Here is a 20704-nt window from a genome sequence, read left to right as displayed (position 1 = left end):
CTCGACGCCGACACCGGCCGCGCCGTCATGGAACTCCTGCGCGCCGTCGTCCACAGCGAAGGCGTCACCGCCCTCGTCGCCACCCACGACCCCCAACTCCTCGCCCTCGCCGACCGCGTCCTGGAACTCCGCGACGGCCACATCACCCCCACCGACTGACCCACGTCCCGGGGCCGCCGCGCGTCCGCCGCCGGCCGGCGCGGTGCAGCGCCAGGCCGGACCAGCCGGCCAGGACGAGTCCCACCGCGGTGAACCCCGACCAGAACAGCAGGGGCCCGTGCCCGACGTCACGGCGGGCGACGACCCGCTCGGGACGGTCGGCCCGGTAGACGATGGGGAGCCGGTCCCCGTGGTTCACCTGGCGGCGGTTGGTGCCCGGCGGCAGCGGGTGGGTCACCTCGGCGCCCGCCACGGTGAAGGTCACCCACAGCCGGCCGTCGCCGGAGGCGTCGCGGGCCTCGCGGACGGTGCCCACCGTGTGCACGCCGTAGCGCACGGCCAGGGTGTCCCTGGCCGTCGCGGTCAGCAGCCAGACGCCCGCCGCGAGGAACACCACGCCGGCCAGCAGGAGCGCCAGGGGATGCGCGGAGCCCTCGCCCGAGCCCCGCCCTTCCGATCGCCGGCCGCCTCGCATCGGTTCGTCCTGTGCGTCCCGTGCCCCCATGGAAGCAATTTACGGGAACCACCAGGCCCTGCGGGAGACCGAGTTCGGGGTGTGCCACGCCCACCGAAACGTCCGGGACGACGACCTCGTCGCCGTCGGAGGCCTGGCCGGCCACCTGGTGCCCGGTGACATGCCGCGTGCGCGGCTGGAGGAGGCCTCGGGCCCCGCGGTGACCGTCTCCGTGGAGGGGATGGCCTTCCTCCATCCGGCGCACGCCGGTGACCTGCTCACCGTCCACGCGGTCGTGGAGCACGCGGGCCTCACCTCGATGGACGTCGGCGTCCGCGTCACCGCCGAGCGCTGGGACACCCCGGGCCCGGTGACCGACGTCGTCACGGCGCACCTGGTCTTCGTGGCCACCGGCGCCGACGGCAGGCCCCGGCCGGTGGCGGAGCTCAGGCCGGCGTCGGCCGAGGACGAGCGGCGGCACGCCCGGGCGCTGCGGCGCCGCGCCCTGCGCGTCCGGCAGGCCGAGGCGGGCTGACCCAGGGGCCGGGCGGGGCGGCCGGCCGCCGCCCCGCCCGGGCAGGGACAGGCGCCCCTCCCAGCCGGAGGGAGCGTCTTGCCCGGGTCGTGGTGTTACGTATAACGTTCGCGCATGTCCCGTATCGCCCTGGTCACCCTCGTCGTCCGCGACTACGACGAGGCCATCGCCTTCTACACCGGCGCCCTCGGTTTCGAGCTCGTCGAGGACGAGCCGCGCCCCGGCGGCAGCCGGTGGGTCGTCGTGCGCCCGCCCGGCGGCGCCGCGGGCAGCGGGCTGCTGCTCGCCCGCGCCAAGAACGACGCGGAGCTGTCCAGGGTCGGCGACCAGACCGGCGGACGGGTCGGCTTCTTCCTGCACACCGAGGACTTCGCGGGCGACCACGCGCGGATGAGCGCCGCGGGGGTGACCTTCCTGGAGGAGCCCCGCCACGAGGCGTACGGCTCGGTCGTCGTCTTCCAGGACCCCTACGGGAACCGCTGGGACCTCCTCCAGCCCGCCGCCACCGCCCCCACCGACCAGGAGCCCACCGCGTGACCGCCCTCGACACCGACCTGATCCGCCGGCTCCCCAAGGCCGTCCTCCACGACCACCTGGACGGCGGCCTGCGCCCGGCCACCCTGGTCGAACTGGCCGCGGAGATCGGCCACACCCTGCCCGCCACCGACCCCGGCGAGCTGGCCGCCTGGTACTACGACGCCGCCAACTCCGGCGACCTGGTCCGCTACATCGCCACCTTCGAGCACACGATCGCCGTGATGGGCACCCGCGAGGGCCTGCTGCGCGTCGCCGAGGAGTACGTGCTGGACCTCGCCGCCGACGGCGTCGTCTACGGCGAGGTGCGCTACGCGCCCGAGCTGCTGGTGCACCGGGGCCTGACCCTGGCCGAGGTCGTCGAGACCGTCCAGCAGGGCCTGGCCGCCGGCATGGCGAAGGCCGCCGCCGCGGGCACGCCGGTCCGCGTGGGGACCCTGCTGTGCGCGATGCGCATGACCGACCGCAGCCGCGAGGTGGCCGACCTCACCGTCGCGTACCGCGACGCGGGCGTCGTCGGCTTTGACATCGCGGGCGCCGAGGACGGCTTCCCGCCCGCCGACCACCTCGCCGCCTTCGAGCACCTGCGCCGCGAGAACGTGCCCTTCACCATCCACGCGGGCGAGGCCCACGGCCTGCCCAGCATCCACCAGGCGGTGCAGGTCTGCGGTGCGCTGCGGATCGGCCACGGCGTCCGCCTCGCCGAGGACATCGTGGACGGCAAGCTCGGCCGCCTGGCGGGCTGGATACGCGACCGCCGCATCGCACTGGAGGTCTGCCCGACCTCCAACCTCCAGACGGGCGCCGCCACCTCCATCGCCGAGCACCCCATCACCCTCCTGCGCGAACTCGGCTTCCGCGTCACCCTCAACACCGACAACCGGCTGGTCTCGGCGACCACCATGACCCGCGAGATGGAGCTGCTCGTCACCGAGGCGGGCTGGACGGCGGAGGACCTGCGCGAGGTCACCGTCAACGCGCTCAAGAGCGCGTTCCTCCCCTTCGACGAGCGGAACGCGATCATCCGCGACGTCGTCCTGCCGGGCTACGAGACGGTGCTCGCCGCGGGCAGTTGACCCCCGACGGGGGTACCGGCCCGGCTCCCGGTCCGGTACCCCGTGTGCGGCGTCCGCGGCGGTGCGCGTGCCGGGGCCGGGGAGGCCCGGTCCGCCCTTGACGGCGCCGGGTCACGTGCGAATGATGGCGCCCTCACCCGTCCGCAGGTCTCCACAGGGGGAGCCGCCACGTGACCCGCGCGCACCACCGTCCCCGTACCGTCCTGGCCATGAGCGCCGGGACCCGTGAGGCCGTCCTCGGCGACGCGGCGCTCGAACGGCTCTGCCGTGTCGCCCGCGTCGACCCCGCCCTGCTCGTCGAGGATTTCGGGGACCCCGCCGTGGCGGAACCGCTCGCCGAGGCCGAGGTGCTGCTCACCGGCTGGGGCTGCCCGCCGCTGGACGAGGCGGCGCTGGCCCGCATGCCCGCGCTGCGCGCGGTCGTCCACGCCGCCGGATCGGTCAAGCAGCACGTCACCGACGCCGTGTGGCGGCGCGGCATCCAGGTCTCCACCGCCGCCGCGGCCAACGCCCTGCCGGTTGCCGAGTACACCGTCGCCGCCGTGCTGTTCGCCAATAAGCGCGTCCTGGCCTCGGCGCAGGCCTACCGGGCGGCCCGCCGCCGGCCGGAGCCCTCCGGGGTGTGCCCCGGCATCGGCAACTACCGTCGTACCGTGGGGGTCGTCGGCGCCTCCCGCATTGGGCGGCGGGTCATCGAGCTGCTGCGCCCCTTCGACCTGCGCCTGCTCGTCCACGACCCCCACCTCGACCCCGGCGAGGCGGTCGCGCTCGGTGCGGAGCCGGTCGAGCTGGACCAACTGTGCCTGCTCGGCGACGTGGTCACCGTCCACGCCCCCGAACTGCCCGAGACCCGGCACCTGTTCGACGCCGCGCGCCTGGCGCTGCTGCGGGACGGGACCACGCTGATCAACACCTCGCGGGGCTCGCTGGTCGACACCGCCGCGCTCACCGCCGAACTGGTCTCCGGCCGGCTGCACGCCGTCCTCGACGTCACCGACCCCGAGCCGCTGCCCGCCGACTCGCCGCTCTACGATCTGCCGAACGTCCTGCTGACCCCGCACGTCGCCGGCTCGCTCGGCGGCGAACTGGCCCGGCTCGCCGAGACCGCGATCGAGGAGATCGAACGTCTCGCCCACGGTGCGCCCCTCGCCCACGCCGTCAACCGCGACGCGCTCGCACGTTCCGCCTGAGGAAGGATGCTCCGTCGGCATGTCGTCGGCCGTCGCATAGAGTGCTGTCGCGAGGGTGTCCACGTCGTTCGACGAAACGATCTTGGACACCCTCGTTCTCGTCTCCGCAGGCACCCCTTGGACCGCACCACCAGGAGGAACCGGTGTCATACCCGCAACTGCTCACCCCCGAGGAGAAGCTCGCCGACGCGAAGAAGCTGTTGAGCCTCCCGCATATCGTCGTGATCTGCGGCTCCACCCGCTTCATGACCGAGATGGACGAGGCCGATCTGCGGGAGACCACAGCCGGAAGGATCGTCGTCAAACCGGGCTGTGACATGAAGTCGCCGCACGAACTTTGGTCCGATCCTGTCGAGGCCGAGGCGCTGAAGGTTCGACTCGACGATCTGCACCGGGCGAAGATCCGGCTCGCCGATGAGGTGCTCGTGGTCGGCGACTACATCGGAGACAGCACCCGAGCCGAAATCGCCTACGCCCGGTCGCTGGGCAAGCCCGTGCGGTTCACGCACCCCGAAGTCGACCCTGACGCCTGACCGCCCGCTGCCACCTCGACAACCAGGGGCGGCAGCCCACCGCCTGACCGTCTCGCGGTGGCTTCGGCCGCCGCCCGCCCCATACCCCCCCCGCAGGCATCCCTTGGAATGGGTCATCCAGGAACCGGGCCCCGCGCCGGACGTCCCGGTGCGGCCCGATCACCGAAGGCGCAGGAAGTTCCTGACGTCGGCACGGCCGTCGAGGGCCCGGGTGTCCACGTCCGACGGATCCGCCTCCGCGCGCGCCGCCAGCGACTCCGTCAGCGCGAGGGCCGCGTCGCCGAGGCGCCCGAACCGTCTGGCGGTGTGCCCCAGGCACAGACCGGCCAGGCCGAGAAGGGGACTTCCCGGCACGGCCCGCGTCCCGACCTCGACGCACCAGTGCTCGACGAACCGCCGGTCGTCGTCGTTCAGCGCGCTCCCGACCAGGACGCTCGCCGCCTCGGCCTCGTGCGCGCGGTCGCGCAGGGCCCGTTCCAGGGTCTCGGCCACCACCTCGTGGGGCAGCGCGGGAGGGTTCCGGAAGCAGGGACGGGAAGGCACCTCACAGGAGGGCGGCACGGAGCTAGGCACGACCGGTGCCGCGGTAGAGGTCCAGTTCGCCGTCGAGTTCGAGGGCGAGGACGGTGGCGTGCGGGTCCAGGGCGTCGGGGGAGGGCGCGTCGATCCAGGTGACGCCGGGCACGTCGTGGAGCCCGCCGGTCACGTGGTGGCCCAGCCCGGCGCCCGTGCCCACCACCGAGACACGGCGGACGCGGTTGCGCAGGCCGCGCAGCGCGACCGTCTCGCGCGGGGCGTCGAAGCACACCAGGTACAGGGTGCGGCGGTCGGCGGACAGGGTGCTGGGGCCGTAGTGGTGTCCGGCCGGCAGGCCGGCGACGGTGCCGTACACGGCGTCGGCGTGGCCGCGGATCCAGTCGCCGAGGCCCTCCAGGCGGGCCGTCTGCTCCGGGGTGATGGTGCCGTCCTCACGGGGGCCGACGTCCAGCAGCAGGTTGCCGCCGGCGCCGATCGTCTCGGTGAAGTAGCGGACCAGTTGGCGCACCGACTTGTGGCGGTGGTCGGCGTGCTGGAAGCCCCAGGAGTCGTTGACGGTCAGGCACAGCTCCCACGGCCCGGCCGGCGGTTCGACGGGGATGCCCTGCTCGGGTGTGGCGTAGTCGCCGTGGCTCAGCATGCGCGCGTTCAGGACCGTCTCCGGGTTCCCGGCGAGGATCCGCGCGGCCAGGGCGTCCAGGCCCCACTGCTCCTCGCTGCGCTCCCACTCGCCGTCGAACCACAGCAGGTCGGGCCGGAAGCGGTCGACCAGCTCGCCGACCTGGGCGTCGCGGTAGGCGAGGTAGCGCTCCCAGGCGGCCGGGTCCTCCGTGCCGTCCGCCGGGGCGACGAAGGGGCTGGTCACCACGTCGTCGGTGGGCGGGGCGGGGTGGACGACGCTGGGGTAGTCCGGGTGGTTCCAGTCCGAGTGGGAGTAGTAGAGCCCGACCTTCAGGCCGTGTTCGCGCAGCGCCTGCGCGTACGGGGCGATCAGGTCGCGCCCGGCCGGGGTGCGCCGGACGACCGACAGGTCGCCCTGCGCGGTGTCCCACAGGGCGACCCCGTCGTGGTGCCGGGCGGTCAGCACCGCGTAGCGGGCGCCCGCGCGGGCGAAGAGCCCGGCCCAGGCACGCGGCTCGTACCGCGCCGCGGTGAACCCGTCGAGCTGGCGCATGTACCGCTCGTGGGGGACCTCGCCGTTGTAGAAGGCCCAGGACTCGGGCACGCCGTCGACCGCGTAGATCCCGTAGTGGATGAAGATGCCGAGCTTGGCGTCGGCGAACCACGGCTGCAGGGGCATGGCTGACGAGTCCTCGCGGGAGGGGAGAAGACGACCGCGGGTGCGGTGATACGTCGGAGGAGTCCTGTCCTCCGCCCCGACCCTAAGGGGGATCAGGGCGACTGACAAGAAAGACCTCCGACGTATCGCGGCACCCGCTCCCGCGGCGGCCCGGCGGCTACTTCACCTGCCTCACCTACTTCACCGATCCCGCCATGACCCCCTCCACGAAGTGGCGCTGGAAGGCGAAGAAGACCGCCAGCGGCACGATCAGCGACAGGAAGGCCCCCGGCGCCAGCACGTCGATGTTGGAGCCGAACTGCCGCATCTGCGACTGCAGGGCGACCGTGAGAGGCTGCGCGTCGCTGCCGGCGAAGATCAGCGCGACCAGCATGTCGTTCCAGACCCACAGGAACTGGAAGACGGCCAGGCTCGCGATCGCCGGACGGCCCACCGGCAGCACCAGCTTCCGGAAGATCGTCCATTCCGTCCCGCCGTCCATGCGGGCGGCCTCCAGCATCTCGCGCGGGATCTCCGCGAAGTAGTTGCGGAGCAGGAAGATCGCGAACGGCAGTCCGTACGCCACGTGGAAGAGGACCACGCCCGCGGTCGTGCCGAACAGCCCGACCTCCCGGAACAGCCTGGCGACCGGCAGCAGCCCGATCTGCACGGGTACCACGAGCATGCCGACGACCACCAGGAAGACCCAGTCGCGCCCCGGGAACTCCAGCCAGGCGAAGGCGTATCCGGCCAGCGCGGCGAGGACCACCACGGCGGCCGTGGCGGGCACCGAGATCAGCACGGTGTTCCAGAGCGCCTGGGTGATCCCGCTGTCGCCGAGGATCGCGGAGTAGTTGTCGAAGCTCAGCGAGCCGGGGTGGAGCAGGGTGGTCCACCAGCCGGAACCGGCGTTGTCGTCGGAGTTGCGCAGCGAGGAGACGAACAGCCCGGCCGTCGGGGTGAGCCAGATCAGAGCCACGACCGTCAGCAGGACCTGGACGAGCCCCCCGCGCAGCACCGAGACCAGCCGGCCCGCCACGGAGGGACGCCCGGGGGTCCGGCCGGACGTCCCGCCGGGCGGGGTGGGCGGAGCGGGGTGCGGAGCGGCGGTCTGCACGGTCATCGGTTGCTCCTGCGGAAGCGTCGGATGTTGAGGGCCATGGCCGGCAGCACCAGCAGCAGCAGGACGACACCGATCGCGCTGCCCAGGCCCTGGTTGTTGCCGCCGCCGAAGGAGACCAGCCACATCTGCAGCGCCAGGACGTTGGCGTCCTCCAGCACCGGGCCCGGCGCGATGATGTACACGAGGTCGAAGACCTTCATCACGTTGATCACCAGTGTCACGAAGACCACGCCCAGCACCGGCGCGAGCAGCGGAACGGTGATCCTGCGGAAGATCTGCCACTCGCCCGCGCCGTCCATCCGGGCGGCCTCCAGCGTCTCGCGCGGCAGCGCGGACAGCCCGGCGCCGATCAGCACCATGGAGAAGCCGGTCCAGATCCACAGGTAGGCGCCGATGATCGCCGGGGTGATCAGTGTCGGGCCGAGCCAGTCGATGCCCGCGTACGGTTCCGCGAAGTTCTTCCCGGGCAGCCGGACGCCGTACGGGCCGTCCCCGGCTCCTGCGAAGCGGAAGGAACCGTCGTCACCGGTGGTCGTGGTGGCGACCACGGCATCGCCCTTGGTCAGTTCGACCGCCATGTGCGGCAGGCCGCGCTCCCGCGGGTCCACGGCGCCGGGCGTGCCCCCGCCGCCCGGGACGAAGTCCAGGTAGACCACGCCGGTGACGGCGTCGTCGGAGGTCTGCGCGGGCGCGGCCGGGCGGGCCTGCTCCGGCAGGGACGCGGGCGGCAGGCCGACCAGGCCCAGCGTGACGCCCTTGCCCGGCTCCACCCGCGCGACCGCCTGGTAGCCGCCGTCGCCCGACTCCTTCAGCACGTCCGTGCCGCGGGGCCGGGCCCCGGGGTAGGCGGAGGAGTCGTTGAAGGTGTCGTGGACGGCGACGGCGACCGCGTTCATGACGCCGCGCTGCGGGTCCTGGTCGTACACCAGGCGGAAGGTGATGCCCGCGGCGAGGAAGGAGACCGCCATGGGCATGAAGATCAGCAGCTTGAAGGCGGTGGCCCAGCGGATCTTCTCGGTGAGCACGGCCAGGACCAGGCCGACGCCCGTGAGCAGCGCCGGCGCGGCCACGACCCAGATCGCGGTGTTGCGGACGGCCTTGAGGGTGGCCGGGTCGCTGAACATCTCCTGGTAGTTGGCGAGTCCCACGAAGCGGTCGCCGCTCGCGTCGAACAGGCTGCGGCCGACCGAGAAGAGGATGGGGTAGCCGACGAGGGCGCCGAGCAGGGCGAGCGCCGGCAGCGCGAAGACGATCGCCGTGATGCGAGCCCGGCGTGAACGCCGCCGGACGGAGGCCGGGGCGGTGCCGCCCGCCGGGGCGGACGGCACCTTGCGGGTGAGGGCGGACATGATCCGGCCTCAGCCCTTGTACGCCTTGGCGGCCGCGGCCTCGAGCTCGGCCGCGGTGGCCTTCGGGTCCGAGGGGTCGCGCAGGAAGTCCTGCAGGATCTTCCACTCGCCCTTGCCGGGCGTGCCGCCGAAGGCGGGCGGGGTCTGGTCGGACATGTCGAAGCGCACCGTGTCACCGGCGTCGACCAGGGACTTGGCGGCCGTGCGCAGGGTGTCGTCCGCGTAGGAGGCCGGGTCCAGCTTCGTGTTGGGGGAGAGGAAGCCGCCCGCCTTGGCCCAGATCTGCGCGGCCTCGGGGGTGGCCAGGTAGGCGATCAGCTCCATGGCGGCCTTGGCGTTCTTGCCGGACTTCAGCGCCACGGCGGCCTCGCCGCCGCCGACCACCGGTGCCGGGCCGCCGTCGACCGAGGGGAAGGGGAAGAACTTGGCGTCCTCGCCGACCTTGCCGCCCAGGTCACCCGAGATGACACCGCCGACGAAGTCGCCCTCGTAGACCAGGCCGGCCTTGGGGCTCTTGCCGAAGACGTGCGCGACGGAGTCCGGGAAGCTGGTGGCCAGGGCGCCCTTGCGGCCGCCCGCGAGCAGGTCGTCCTCGCCGAACAGCTGGGACAAGGTGGTGAGCGCCTTGACGACGGTGGGGTCGCTCCAGGGGATCTCGTGCCGGGTCAGCTTGTCGTAGTTCTCCGGGCCGGCCTGGGAGAGGTAGACGTTCTCGAACCAGTCGGTGAGCGTCCAGCCGTCCGAGCCGCCGACGGCGAAGGCGGGCAGGCCCGAGTCGGAGACGGCGCGGGCGGCGTCCAGCATCTCCGCGAAGGTCTTGGGCGGCTGCACGCCGGCCGTCTCCAGCGCCTGCGGGCTGTACCAGACCGTCGACTTGTCGGAGGTCTTGAAGTACAGGCCGTAGTAGGTGCCGTCGACCGTGCCGAACGTCTGCCAGATCTTGGCGTAGTTCTTCTCCGCGGCGCCCTTCACCTCCGGCGACAGCGGCTGGAGCCAGCCCTTGCCCGCGAACTCCTTGAGCACGCCGGGCTGCGGCACCATCGCGACGTCGGGCGAGTCACCGCCCTCGACCTTGCTGCCCAGGACGGTCGCGAAGTTGTCGCCGGTGGAGACGTACGCCACCTTCGCACCGGTCTTCGCGGTGAAGCCGTCCAGGACCTTCTGGAAGTTCTGCTGCTCGACGCCCGTCCAGACGGCCGCGACGGTGACCGTCTGGCCCTTGAGCTTCTGGCCGCCGGCCGCCGGGCCGGAGTCGGAGGAGGCCTTGGTGTCACCGCCGCAGGCGGTGGTCGCGAGGGCCAGACCGCATATGGCGGTGGCCGCGACGAGGGTGCGCTTCATCGGGGTGGTGTCCCTTCTTCGGTGGAGTGGTGCGGAACGGTCAGGTGCGCGCCGGGTCGTGGACCCACCAGGCGGCGGCGTTGCCGGGGAGGACCCCCGGCGGGCAGGGGGCGCTGGACAGCAGCGGCTGTCCCGGTACGGGGGCGGGGACCGGCTCGTCGCCGAAGTTCACGGCGCAGACCAGGCCCTCGCCGCGGACGAAGGCGAGCACGCCGGGCGGTGCCTCCAGCCAGCGCAGCGTCCCCTCGCCGAGCTGGGGCAGCCGGGCCCGCAGGCCGAGCGCCTCCCGGTACAGGTGCCAGAAGGAACCGGTGTCCAGCAGCGCGCGGTCGGCGCTGTGCTCGGCGAACCAGTCGGGCTGCGGCAGCCACGGACGGGCCGCGCTGTTCTCGGCGGTGAAGCCGAACGGCGAGGCGTGGCCCGACCAGGGCAGCGGCACCCGGCAGCCGTCCCGGACGAAGCGGCGGCTGCCGGTGCGGCGGAAGATCGGGTCGGTCAGGACCTCGTCCGGCAGGTCGACGACCTCGGGCAGTCCCAGTTCCTCGCCCTGGTAGACGTACGCGGCTCCCGGCAGCGCCAGCATCAGCAGCGCGGCGGCGCGCGCCCGGGCGGCGCCGAAGTGCCCGGTGGGGCCGCCCGCGTACCGGGTGACGGTCCTGACCTGGTCGTGGTTGTTGAGCACCCAGGTGACGGTGGACCCGGTCCCGGCGATGTCGCGCAGCGCCTCGGCGATGGCCGTGCGGAACGCCTGCGCGTTCCAGGGGGCGCTCAGCAGGTGGAAGAAGAAGGCCTGGTGGAGTTCGTCGGGGCGGACGTAGCGGGCCTGTTCGGCCGGGGTGGGGACGGAGACCTCGCCGACCAGCAGGCGTTCGCGTCCGTCGCGGGCGGTGTACTCCTCGCAGATCGCGCGCCACCGCCGCCACACCCCGTGCACCTCGGGACGGTTCCAGGCCAGCGGGTTGACGGAGTCGCGGGACCGCTCGTCCGCCGCGGGGTCGGGGGAGTCGGGGAGCGAGGGGTGCTTGAACAGGCCCGCCGCCACGTCGATGCGGAAGCCGTCGACCCCGCGGTCCAGCCAGAAGCGCAGCACGTGCTCGAAGTGCTCCCCGACCCGCGGGTCGCGCCAGTTGAGGTCGGGCTGCTCCGGGGTGAACAGGTGCAGGTACCACTGGCCCGGACGGCCGTCCGGCTCGGTCACCCGGGACCAGGCGGGACCGCCGAACATCGCCCGCCAGTTGTTGGGCGGCAGTTCGCCGTGCTCGCCGCGTCCGTCGGCGAAGTGGAACAGCGACCGGGCAGGGCCGCCCGGTCCCCCCGCCAGTGCCTCGCGGAACCACGGGTGGGCGGTCGAGCAGTGGTTGGGGACGACGTCGACGACGGTGCGCAGACCCAGCCGGTGCGCGTCGGCCACGAGGCGGTCGAACTCGGCGAGGTCGCCGTAGAGCGGGTCGACGCCCGTGTAGTCGGCCACGTCGTAGCCGTGGTCGTGCTGCGGCGAGGGGTAGAAGGGGCTCAGCCAGATCCCGTCGACGCCCAGCTTGCGCAGGTAGGGCAGACCGGCCCGGACGCCGGCCAGGTCCCCGACACCGTCGCCGGTGCTGTCCAGGAAGCTGCGCACGTAGACCTGGTAGACCACCGCGTCGCGCCACCAGGGGCGTGCGGCGGTGAGTGCCGGGGAGGGGGCGGCGGCGGTGGAGGAACCGTCCTCCAGAGGGGCTGTGAACACCCGTCACCATCCTGACTGCGGGCGCGCGGACGGTCACGACACTGCACGCCGCGCGGGGTGGCTCGTTATGCATGCATGTTAAGTAGCAGTGTCGGGAAGGTGTCAACGGAGCTGCCGATAGACGGCGCTTACTGGGGTAATTTGTGCGGGTAAGGTCCGCAGCCGGGAGCCGCAGGGGTGTTGGGGGAGTTCTCGAAGCTACTTAACAAGTAGGTATGAGGTGGGCAGTGACATCCATCCAAGGCGCCGCGGGATCAGCGGTCCCGCACGATCTCCCGCAGCTCGCGGTCCAGCCGTGCGACGGCCTGCTCCGGCGTGGTGTGCAGCGCCAGTGCGTCCCGGCTCACCGCCGCCACCGCCAGGCTCACCTGCTCGTAGCGGGCGCTCTTCGGGCGCGGCTTGGCCGCCCGTACGCTCTGCTCCAGCACCGGCAGGTAGGGATACCGGCGCACCAGCCCGGGGTCCTGGTACAGATCGGCCCACACCGGCGGCAGCGAACCCTCCGTCAGGACCTGGCGCTGCACGGACTCACCCGTCATGTACGCCATGAGGTCGGCGGCCGTCCGCGGATGCCGCGAGTGCGCGTTGACCGCGAGGTTGGACCCGCCCAGCACGCTGGCGCCCGGCCCGTCCGGGCCGGGCAGCGGCACCGCGCCGAAGCGCCCCGCGACCTTGGAGCCCGGCGCGGAGGCGAGGTCGTACACGTACGGCCAGTTGCGCAGGAAGAGCAGCCGGCCGTCCTCGAAGGCCTGCCGGGACTCCTCCTCCTTGAACCGCAGTGCCTCGCCCGGGATCCAGCCCTCGCGCACCCCGCGCACCAGGAAGCCCAGCCCCTCGCGGGCCGCGGCGGAGTCCACGGTGACCCGGCTGCCGTCGCCGCCGAGGATGCCGCCCCCGGCCGACTGCACCGCCTCCGTGACGTTGACGGTCAGGCCCTCGTACGGCAGGAACTGCCCGGCGTAGCCGCCGATCCCGTACTTCGGGGCGAGCGTGCGCGCCTGTCGCTCCAACTCCGCCCAGGTGCGCGGCGGATCCAGGTGCTCCCGGTCGAGGATGTCCTTGCGGTAGTAGAGCAGCCCGGCGTTGGTGACGTACGGGACCGCGTACAGCCGCTCGCGGAAGGTGGCGGTGTCCACCACCGAGGGCAGCAGCCGGTCCAGCGGCAGGCCACGCGGGTCGACCGGCGCGATCCATCCGGCGCCCGCGAACTCGGAGGTCCACGCCACGTCGATGTTGAGCACGTCGAAGCGGTCGCTGCCGGAGCGCAGGCTGTCGGCCATCTGCGCGCGCACCTCGTCGGCCGCCTCGGGCAGTTCGACGAGCGTCGCCTTCTCCAGGGGGTGGCCACGGTTCCAGCCGTCCAGCACGTGCTGGAGGTAGCCGGTCAGATCGCGACCGGTCGCGAGGGTCACCGGGCCCCGGCCCGTCGTGCCGGGCGGTCCGTCGGCGGCGCGGGCGCCCTCGGAGGCGTATCCCGTCAGCAGCAGGGCAGCGGCGAGCAGGGTCCTGCCCGCGGCCCGCGCCCAGCGCATACGATCCTCCAGGTCCCGCTTCCGGCGACGGCGTCGTCGTCCGAAGGGACATGTATACCTGTTGGACATGCGCGATACTAGCCATTGCGGCAAGATGGCCTGCTCACCGGTGATCGGGCTGGTGAGCGGCCCCTAACAAGCAGGTAGCCGGGGAGGAGGCAGGTCGAGCGTGCGCCTTCCGCTCATGGCACTCCTCGCCAAGGGGCCCGCCCATGGTTACGAGCTCAAAACGGCACTTGAGAAGCTTTTCGGTGCGGCCTATCCTCAGCCGAACATCGGCCAGATCTACGTGACGCTGGCGCGCCTGGAGAAGTCGGGACTGATCCGGGGCGAGGACGTCACCCAGTCCGGCCGGCCCAACAAGCGGATCTACGAACTCACCGACGCCGGGCAGGAGGCGGTCTCCGCCTGGTTCGACGAGCCGTCCAGCGAGCCGCGGGTGCGCGACGAGTTCTTCATGAAGCTCGCCCTCGCCCCGGCCACGGGCCTGGCCGACCAGGTCTCCCTGATCAACAAGCAGCGCCGTCACTACCTCAACCTCATGCGGGCCATGTCCCGGCTCGCCGCGGGGGAGGACCGGGACAACACCATCGCGCAGCTGCTGATCGAGGGCGCGACGCTGCATCTGCAGGCGGACCTCGACTGGCTGGAGCGCTGCCAGGAGGAGCTGGAATGAGAAGGGCCGAGCCGCCCCCCGCGGCGCCGCACATGCTCCGGGTCGAGGGCCTGGTCAAGACGCACCGCGTGGACGGCGGCGAGGTCAGGGCCGTGCGCGGGGTCGACCTGGAGGTGCGGCCGGGCGAGTTCGTCGCCGTCACCGGCCCCTCCGGCGCCGGCAAGTCCACCCTGCTGCATCTGCTCGGCGGCCTGGAACGCCCCGACCGGGGGCGGATATGGCTGGACGGGCAGCGGGTCGACCAGCTCAGCGAGGCACGCTGGGCGGTACTGCGCCGGCGCGGCGTCGGCATCGTCTTCCAGTTCTTCAACCTCGTCTCCACCCTCACCGTCGCGGACAACATCGAACTGCCCGCCCTGCTCGCCGGCCGCTCGCCCCGCCAGGTGCGCGCCGCGCGCCAGGAGTTGCTGGCCGACCTCGGCCTGACGGGCAAGGAGGACAGCACCCCCGCCGACCTGTCCGGCGGTGAGCAGCAACGGGTCGCCCTCGCCCGGGCCCTGGTCAACCGCCCGGCCCTGCTGCTGGCCGACGAGCCCACCGGCAGCCTCGACAGCAAGGGCACCCGCGAGGTGCTGCGGCTGCTGACCCGCTGCCACGAACGCGGTCAGACGATCCTGCTCGTCACGCACGACGCCAAGGTGGCCAGCGCCGCGGACCGGGTGATCAGCCTCTTCGACGGCGAGATCGTCGACGACATCACCCTCGACGTCCCGCCGTACGCCTCGCGTCCCTCCCGTGCCGCCGCCGACGTCGTGAAGCTGCAGGGCTGACCGCCGTGCGCGCCACCGCCCGCTGGGCCCTCGCCGATCTGCGCACCCACCGCGGCCAGGCCCTGTCCATCGTCCTGGCCACCGCGGGCATCACCGTGGCGCTGCTGCTCTCCGTCGCGCTGCTGGTGTACGCGGCCAACCCCTGGCAGCGGATGTTCACCGCCACCGAGGGAGCCCACGTCTGGCTGCGCACGGACGGCCGCGCCGACACCGGCGCCCTGTCGCGGATCGACGGGGTCACCGCGGTCTCCGGACCCTTCCGCACCCTCACCGTCACCGCGCAGCACGGCCGGGAGAAGGCCGCCCTCGACCTGCGGGCCGCGGGCACGAGCCCGCCGTCGGTGGGCCGGCCGCTCATGGACCGCGGGAGCTGGCTGGACGGCGACGACGGCGACGGTGTCGTGCTGGAACGGTCGGTGGCGTCGGCGCTGTGGGCCGAGCCGGGCGACGAGATCAGCGTGACCCGTGACGGACGGCGGAGCACCGTCCGCGTGGTCGGCGTCGCCGGGACCGCCGAACCGCTCTACTCCCCGGGAGACAACCCCGGTGTCGCGTGGGCGTCGCCCACGCTGGTGAGCGGTCTCGCCACCGGCCAGGCGCGGGCGGGGCAGACCGTGGGGCTGCGGCTGAAGGACCCGGCGGACACCGCCTTCGTCATCCAGCGGGCCGTCTCCGCCGTCGGACCGGACCGCGTCACGAGCGTCGCCACCTGGCGGGAGGCCCGCGCCGACGCCGAGGGCGACAACCACCTCCTCGGGCTGCTGCTCGGCCTGTTCGGGCTGGCCGCGCTGCTGGCCGCCGCGATCGCGGTGACCGGGGGCATCGCCACCCGCGTCCTGGCGTACGTCCGTGACATCTCCGTCCTGAAGGCGGTCGGCTTCACCCCGGCCCAGGTGGTCCGGATGTTCCTCGTGCAGCACGCGGTGCTCGCCACCGCCGGTGTGGTGCTCGGATCGGTCGCCGCGGAGACGCTCGCGCCGGGCATCCCCGGGCCGATGGGGGACGCCATGGGGCTGTGGCAGGGACTGCCGCAGCACACCTGGGCGCTCCCCGGTACGGCCGCGGCGACCGTGCTGGTCATCGCCCTGGCCACGGTGCTCGCCGCCTGGCGGGCCGGCCGCGTGCCGCCGATCCCCGCCGCGCGGGGGGCCGTTCCGGGACGCCGCAGGATGTCCGGCGCGGCCCGGGCCGCGCTGCGCCTGGGGACCCCGCCCGCCCTGGTGCTCGGCTGCCGCGGTGTACTGCACCGGCCCGCGCGCTCGGCGGCCGCCGTGGCCCGGCTCGCCCTGCCGGTCCTGATGATCACCGTGGCGCTGGGGACCTGGGCCACCCTCGACCGCTTCGAGCACCACCCCGAACTGCTCGGCCAGGCCGGCGCGCTCACCGCCCGCCCCAACGGCCTCACCGACGGAGCCGTCCGGCAGCTGCTCGCCGCACGACCGGAGATCACCGCGGCGCACCCGGGCGTCGACCTCCCCGCGCTCGCCCCCGGCCAGTCGCAGTCCGTCACCCTGCGGGGGATCGGCACCACCGCCGACCCCTACCCCTTCGCCGTCGCGGAGGGCCGGCGCCCCGCAGGACCTGACGAGGCACTCGCCGGGCAGGGCCTGCTCGACGCGCTGCACATCGAGGTCGGCCAGTGGGTCCGGGTCACCGTCGGCGGCACGCCGCACATCCTGCACATCGTCGGCCGCAGCATCGAGACCGGGCACGGCGGACGGGTGATCTCCGCCCCGCTCGACGTGCTGCGGGCCCAGGACGCCTCCATCGGGCCCTCGTACTACAGCCTGGTGCTGCGTTCCGGCGCCGACCGCGCGGCGGTGCGCGGCGCCCTCACCGACGCGTCGCACGGCGCCCTGGAAGTGCGCGAGGTCACCGGCCCCGGCGCCGAACTCTCCCCGGTGCGCGGCGTGATCATCGGACTGGTCAGCGTCCTCGCGCTGATCGCCCTGGCCGAACTGTCCACCGCCGTCGGCAGCGGCATCCGCGACCACGCCCGCGACATGCGCGCCTACCGCGCCGTGGGCCTGACGCCCCAGCAGACCGTGGCGACCGTCGTGACCGGCGTCGGCCTGGTGGTCCTGGCCGCCGCCGCGGCGGGGGTCACCGCGGGGGTGTTCGCCTCCGACTGGCTGATCGACCTGCAGGCCGGCTCCAGCGGCGTCGGCGCGGGGATCGCCCAGTCCCCGCCGGGAGCGGTGCTGGCCCTGATCGTCGGCGTGTGCGTCGCGGCGGCGGTGGCACTCTCGCTGCTGCCCGCCTCCCGCGCGGCGGGGGACCGCAATCCGCGGATGCTGTTCAACGCCCAGTGAGGGGAAGACACCGGACGCCGTGCCCCGCCGAACGGGGCCGCCGGGCAAGATCCTTGGTAAGAATGAAGCGCGCCGGCCGGCCCGGCTGCGCGGTCCTTGACCGCTCTGTCGGCCGTCGTCGATGCTTGCGTTGCGGCACGTGCAGAATGTGCCGTAATGAGAAACGCCCGTCTCAGGGTTCCGTACCAGCCGAGGAGTGCCCCATGGCTCACCAGGTCCGTGCCGTCGTCGCCCGGGAGAAGGGTTCCCCCGTCAGCCTGGAAACGATCGTCGTGCCCGACCCGGGGCCCGGGGAGGCGCTGGTACGGATCCAGGCCTGCGGGGTCTGCCACACCGACCTGCACTACCGCGAGGGCGGGATCAACGACGACTTCCCGTTCCTGCTCGGCCACGAGGCGGCGGGCATCGTGGAGTCGGTCGGCGAGGGCGTCACCGACGTCGCCCCCGGTGACTTCGTCGTTCTCAACTGGCGTGCCGTGTGCGGCCAGTGCCGTGCCTGTCTGCGCGGCCGCCCCTGGTACTGCTTCAACACCCACAACGCCAAGCAGAAGATGACCCTGCTGGACGGCACCGAGCTCTCCCCGGCCCTCGGCATCGGGGCCTTCGCCGAGAAGACCCTCGTCCACGCCGGGCAGTGCACCAAGGTCGACCCGGCCGTCTCCCCGGCCGTCGCCGGGCTGCTGGGCTGCGGTGTCATGGCGGGCATCGGCGCGGCCATCAACACCGGCAACGTGGGCCGCGGCGACTCCGTCGCCGTCATCGGCTGCGGCGGCGTGGGCGACGCGGCGATCGCCGGCGCCCGGCTGGCCGGTGCCGCGAAGATCATCGCGGTCGACATCGACGCGCGGAAGCTGGAGACGGCGAAGAAGCTGGGCGCCACGCACACCGTCAACTCCAAGGAGACCGACCCCGTCGAGGCGGTCCGCGAGCTGACCGGCGGCTTCGGCGCCGACGTCGTCATCGAGGCGGTCGGCCGCCCCGAGACGTACAAGCAGGCCTTCTACGCCCGCGACCTGGCCGGCACCGTCGTCCTGGTCGGCGTGCCCACCCCCGAGATGAAGCTGGAACTCCCGCTGCTGGACGTCTTCGGCCGCGGCGGGGCCCTGAAGTCCTCCTGGTACGGCGACTGCCTGCCCTCCCGCGACTTCCCCATGCTCATCGACCTCCACCTGCAGGGCCGGCTGGACCTGGACACCTTCGTCACCGAGACCATCGCCCTGGACGAGGTGGAGAAGGCCTTCGAGCGGATGCACCACGGCGACGTGCTGCGCTCGGTGGTGGTCCTGTGACGACCGCCCGCATCGACCACCTCGTCACCTCGGGCACCTTCTCGCTGGACGGCGGTACCTGGGACGTCGACAACAACGTCTGGATCGTCGGCGACGACACCGAGGCGATCGTCGTCGACGCCGCCCACGACGCCGACGCCATCGCCGCGGCGCTGGGCGGCCGCCGCCTGGTCGCGATCGTGAGCACCCACGCCCACAACGACCACGTCGACGCCGCGCCCGCGCTCGCCGCCCGCACCGGCGCGAAGATCCTGCTGCACGGCGACGACCTGCCGCTGTGGAAGCAGACCCACCCGGAGCGCTCCCCGGACGAAGAGCTGACGGACGGTCAGGTCATCGCGGTGGCCGGCATCGAGCTCACGGTGCTGCACACCCCGGGCCACGCGCCGGGCGCCGTCTGCCTGTACGCGCCGGCCCTCGGCACGGTCTTCACTGGCGACACCCTCTTCCAGGGCGGCCCGGGCGCCACGGGGCGGTCCTTCTCGGACTTCCCCACCATCATCGACTCCATCCGCGAGCGGCTGCTGACCCTGCCGCCGGAGACGGTCGTCCGCACCGGCCACGGCGACAGCACCACCATCGGCGCCGAGGCCCCGCATCTGGACGAGTGGATCGCCCGCGGCCACTGAGCCCCCGTGGCCGCCGCACCCACGGGTGCGGCGGCCACCGCGGTCAGAGCGACCACACGTAGGCGTGGTCGCTCGCGGTCACCACCGCGAGCACGACCAGGTCGGCCGCCCCCAGTACGAGCCCCAGTACGGCCCGCCCGCGGCGGGCGGTCCCCTGGAACAGCGCCATCGAGCCCAGCACCAGGGCGGCGGGGCCGAGGACCACGCTGAAGACCAGCAGGCCCACCAGTCCGAGGACGAACGACGCCACCGCCGCGCCGTCCGCGTGGGCACGGCGCGTGCTCACGGGTGTCCCGGGCATCCCTCACCCCTCCCTTCGGTGCGCGACGCGCCGGCGTGCCGCGTACAGCGCGAGCCACCCGACGATGCCGGCGGCGACGACGAGGGTCACGTGCAGCGGCAGATGCGCGACCGGTCCGAGCAGCAGCCCGAACAGGGCCAGTGCGGCCACCAGGAACAGCATTCCGGTCCTTCCCTGTGCTCCGACGTTCCGGGAAATTCGGTGAACAGTTGTACACGGAGCTTCTGCCCGCCACCGCCCCCGGAAAACGCGGACCGGCGCCCCGCGGGTGCCGGGACGCCGGTTCGGCCGGAAAGCGCGCCCGCCGCTCAGGCGGTGAGCACGCGCAGCGGCGCGCCGTCCCGGAAGGCCGCGATGTCCTCGACCGCCTGCTGGTAGAAGACCTCGTACGTCGCCTCCGTGACGTAGCCCAGGTGCGGGGTGAGCAGCGCGCCCGGCAGGCTCCGCAGGACGTCCCCGGCGGGCAGCGGCTCGGTGTCGTACACGTCCAGGGCCGCACCGGCGATCCGGCGCTCGCGCAGCGCGGCGACCAGCGCCGGGGTGTCGACGAGCGGACCGCGTGAGGTGTTGACCAGCAGCGCCGTGGGCTTCATCCAGCCCAGCTCCTCGGCGCCGACCAGCCCGGTACTGCGCGCGCTGAGCTTGTAGTGCACGGTGACGACGTCGGACTGCGAGAACAGCTCACGCTTGCCGACCGCCCGCGCGCCGCACGCGGCGGCGTGCTCCGGGTCCAGGTTGGCGCTCCACGCCAGGACGCGCATCCCGAAGGCGGTGCCGATGGAGGCGACCCGCGCGCCCAGCCGGCCCAGCCCCACCACGCCCAGCGTCCGGCCGTGCAGATCGCCGCCGATCGCGTGCTGCCACTCACCGCGCCGCATCCCGGCCGTCTCCTCGGGGAGGTGCCGGACCAGCGACAGGACGAGCCCCCAGGTCAGCTCGGCCGTGGCGTGCGCGACGCTCTCCGTGCCGCACACCGTCACCCCGTGCCGGCGGGCGGCGTCCAGGTCGACGGAGGCGTTCGCCATCCCGGTGGTCACCAGCAGCCGCAGCGCCGGCAGCGCCGCGAAGCGCTCCTCGGTGAAGGGGGTGCGCTCGCGCATGGCGACCACCACGTCGAAGCCGTCCAGCGCCTCGGCCAGTTCGGCCGTACCGGAGACGTGGTCGTGGAGGAAGACCACCTCGGCTCCCAGCGCGCCCCAGTCGGCGAACCGGTGCGCCGCCTTCTGATAGTCGTCCAGGACGGCGATGCGCATGGTGCGGTCTCCTCGGCTCGATCGGTCGAACGGGTGTCCCCGGGGTCTGTCCTAGTATCTGCTCGGACAGCGGCCGGATCCCGGCAGCCGCCGGAACCGGACGAGG

At 73.2% G+C, this 20704-nt stretch carries 21 protein-coding genes and 1 pseudogene; 11 read left to right on the top strand and 11 right to left on the bottom strand.

Annotated elements, in window-relative coordinates:
- Positions 1–159 (top strand): annotated as a pseudogene (locus ACFYYN_RS23610) (ABC transporter ATP-binding protein); the annotation flags it as partial.
- Here ACFYYN_RS23610 and ACFYYN_RS23605 read toward each other — a convergent pair.
- A complete protein-coding gene (locus tag ACFYYN_RS23605; RefSeq protein WP_500547416.1) occupies positions 143–664 on the bottom strand; it encodes a hypothetical protein in 522 nt (173 codons plus the stop codon). The pseudogene ACFYYN_RS23610 and the gene ACFYYN_RS23605 overlap by 17 nt on opposite strands.
- On the opposite strand from ACFYYN_RS23605, the gene ACFYYN_RS23600 reads away from it, so the two are divergent.
- From ACFYYN_RS23600 to ACFYYN_RS23580, 5 genes are all read left to right on the top strand, one after another.
- On the top strand, positions 663–1148 hold the full coding sequence (locus tag ACFYYN_RS23600) for an acyl-CoA thioesterase (RefSeq protein WP_500547415.1): 486 nt from the start codon (positions 663–665) through the stop codon (positions 1146–1148). The two genes, ACFYYN_RS23605 and ACFYYN_RS23600, sit on opposite strands and share 2 nt — an antisense overlap.
- 114 nt (positions 1149–1262) lie before the next feature.
- Entirely contained in the window at positions 1263–1685 is a 423-nt protein-coding gene (locus ACFYYN_RS23595; protein WP_499515307.1) for a VOC family protein, read from the top strand.
- A complete protein-coding gene (locus ACFYYN_RS23590) occupies positions 1682–2758 on the top strand; it encodes an adenosine deaminase (RefSeq protein WP_500547414.1) in 1077 nt (358 codons plus the stop codon). The genes ACFYYN_RS23595 and ACFYYN_RS23590 overlap by 4 nt, the downstream gene beginning before the upstream one ends.
- Positions 2759–2967: 209 nt before the next feature.
- Complete coding sequence (locus ACFYYN_RS23585; protein WP_500547413.1) at positions 2968–3948, top strand: hydroxyacid dehydrogenase; 981 nt, start codon at positions 2968–2970, stop codon at positions 3946–3948.
- A 143-nt stretch (positions 3949–4091) separates the two neighbouring features.
- Complete coding sequence (locus ACFYYN_RS23580; protein WP_500547412.1) at positions 4092–4481, top strand: hypothetical protein; 390 nt, start codon at positions 4092–4094, stop codon at positions 4479–4481.
- A gap of 159 nt (positions 4482–4640) precedes the next feature.
- On the opposite strand, the gene ACFYYN_RS23575 is transcribed toward ACFYYN_RS23580, so the two are convergent.
- The 7 genes from ACFYYN_RS23575 to ACFYYN_RS23545 form a co-directional block, all read right to left on the bottom strand.
- Positions 4641–4973 (bottom strand): hypothetical protein, encoded by a 333-nt coding sequence (locus ACFYYN_RS23575; protein ID WP_500547411.1) that lies wholly within the window; start codon positions 4971–4973, stop codon positions 4641–4643.
- A 73-nt stretch (positions 4974–5046) separates the two neighbouring features.
- A complete protein-coding gene (locus ACFYYN_RS23570) occupies positions 5047–6318 on the bottom strand; it encodes an alpha-L-fucosidase (RefSeq protein WP_500547410.1) in 1272 nt (423 codons plus the stop codon).
- A 175-nt stretch (positions 6319–6493) separates the two neighbouring features.
- Positions 6494–7420, bottom strand: coding sequence for a carbohydrate ABC transporter permease (locus ACFYYN_RS23565; protein WP_500323075.1), 927 nt, complete (start codon positions 7418–7420; stop codon positions 6494–6496).
- Positions 7417–8769 carry a carbohydrate ABC transporter permease gene (locus ACFYYN_RS23560; protein ID WP_500547409.1) on the bottom strand — a complete coding sequence of 451 codons (1353 nt, stop codon included), beginning with the start codon at positions 8767–8769 and terminating at the stop codon, positions 7417–7419. Before ACFYYN_RS23560 ends, ACFYYN_RS23565 begins: the two co-directional genes overlap by 4 nt.
- Positions 8770–8778: 9 nt before the next feature.
- Positions 8779–10110, bottom strand: coding sequence for an ABC transporter substrate-binding protein (locus tag ACFYYN_RS23555; protein ID WP_500547408.1), 1332 nt, complete (start codon positions 10108–10110; stop codon positions 8779–8781).
- Positions 10111–10150: 40 nt separating this feature from the next.
- Positions 10151–11836: a glycoside hydrolase family 13 protein gene (locus tag ACFYYN_RS23550; RefSeq protein ID WP_500547407.1), complete on the bottom strand. Its 1686-nt coding sequence runs from the start codon at positions 11834–11836 to the stop codon at positions 10151–10153.
- Between the two features lie 254 nt (positions 11837–12090).
- On the bottom strand, positions 12091–13368 hold the full coding sequence (locus tag ACFYYN_RS23545) for an ABC transporter substrate-binding protein (protein ID WP_500364001.1): 1278 nt from the start codon (positions 13366–13368) through the stop codon (positions 12091–12093).
- Between the two features lie 169 nt (positions 13369–13537).
- Between ACFYYN_RS23545 and ACFYYN_RS23540 the strand changes: the two genes are divergently transcribed.
- The 5 genes from ACFYYN_RS23540 (at position 13538) to ACFYYN_RS23520 (ending at position 19044) form a co-directional block, all read left to right on the top strand.
- Positions 13538–14044 (top strand): PadR family transcriptional regulator, encoded by a 507-nt coding sequence (locus ACFYYN_RS23540; RefSeq protein ID WP_500547406.1) that lies wholly within the window; start codon positions 13538–13540, stop codon positions 14042–14044.
- A complete protein-coding gene (locus ACFYYN_RS23535) occupies positions 14041–14814 on the top strand; it encodes an ABC transporter ATP-binding protein (RefSeq protein ID WP_500547405.1) in 774 nt (257 codons plus the stop codon). The genes ACFYYN_RS23540 and ACFYYN_RS23535 overlap by 4 nt, the downstream gene beginning before the upstream one ends.
- Before the next feature lie 5 nt (positions 14815–14819).
- Complete coding sequence (locus ACFYYN_RS23530; RefSeq protein ID WP_500547404.1) at positions 14820–17126, top strand: ABC transporter permease; 2307 nt, start codon at positions 14820–14822, stop codon at positions 17124–17126.
- 203 nt (positions 17127–17329) lie between these two features.
- The gene (locus ACFYYN_RS23525) at positions 17330–18415 is read left to right on the top strand and encodes an S-(hydroxymethyl)mycothiol dehydrogenase (RefSeq protein ID WP_500323083.1); all 1086 of its coding nucleotides are present in this window, start codon (positions 17330–17332) and stop codon (positions 18413–18415) included.
- A complete protein-coding gene (locus tag ACFYYN_RS23520) occupies positions 18412–19044 on the top strand; it encodes an MBL fold metallo-hydrolase (protein WP_500547403.1) in 633 nt (210 codons plus the stop codon). The genes ACFYYN_RS23525 and ACFYYN_RS23520 overlap by 4 nt, the downstream gene beginning before the upstream one ends.
- A 43-nt stretch (positions 19045–19087) precedes the next feature.
- Here ACFYYN_RS23520 and ACFYYN_RS23515 read toward each other — a convergent pair whose 3' ends face one another.
- From ACFYYN_RS23515 to ACFYYN_RS23505, 3 genes are all read right to left on the bottom strand, one after another.
- Complete coding sequence (locus ACFYYN_RS23515) at positions 19088–19330, bottom strand: DUF4190 domain-containing protein (RefSeq protein ID WP_500547402.1); 243 nt, start codon at positions 19328–19330, stop codon at positions 19088–19090.
- An 18-nt stretch (positions 19331–19348) separates the two neighbouring features.
- Positions 19349–19507, bottom strand: a complete 159-nt coding sequence (locus ACFYYN_RS23510) for a hypothetical protein (RefSeq protein WP_500547401.1) — start codon at positions 19505–19507, stop codon at positions 19349–19351.
- 146 nt (positions 19508–19653) lie between these two features.
- Positions 19654–20598 carry a D-2-hydroxyacid dehydrogenase family protein gene (locus ACFYYN_RS23505; protein ID WP_500547400.1) on the bottom strand — a complete coding sequence of 315 codons (945 nt, stop codon included), beginning with the start codon at positions 20596–20598 and terminating at the stop codon, positions 19654–19656.
- Positions 20599–20704 lie beyond the last annotated feature (106 nt).

It is taken from the genome of Streptomyces sp. NPDC001902 (assembly GCF_042891295.1).
Taxonomy (GTDB): domain Bacteria; phylum Actinomycetota; class Actinomycetes; order Streptomycetales; family Streptomycetaceae; genus Actinacidiphila.
Note: the sequence above shows the minus strand (reverse complement) of the source record. Positions and strands in the feature narration are given on the sequence as shown.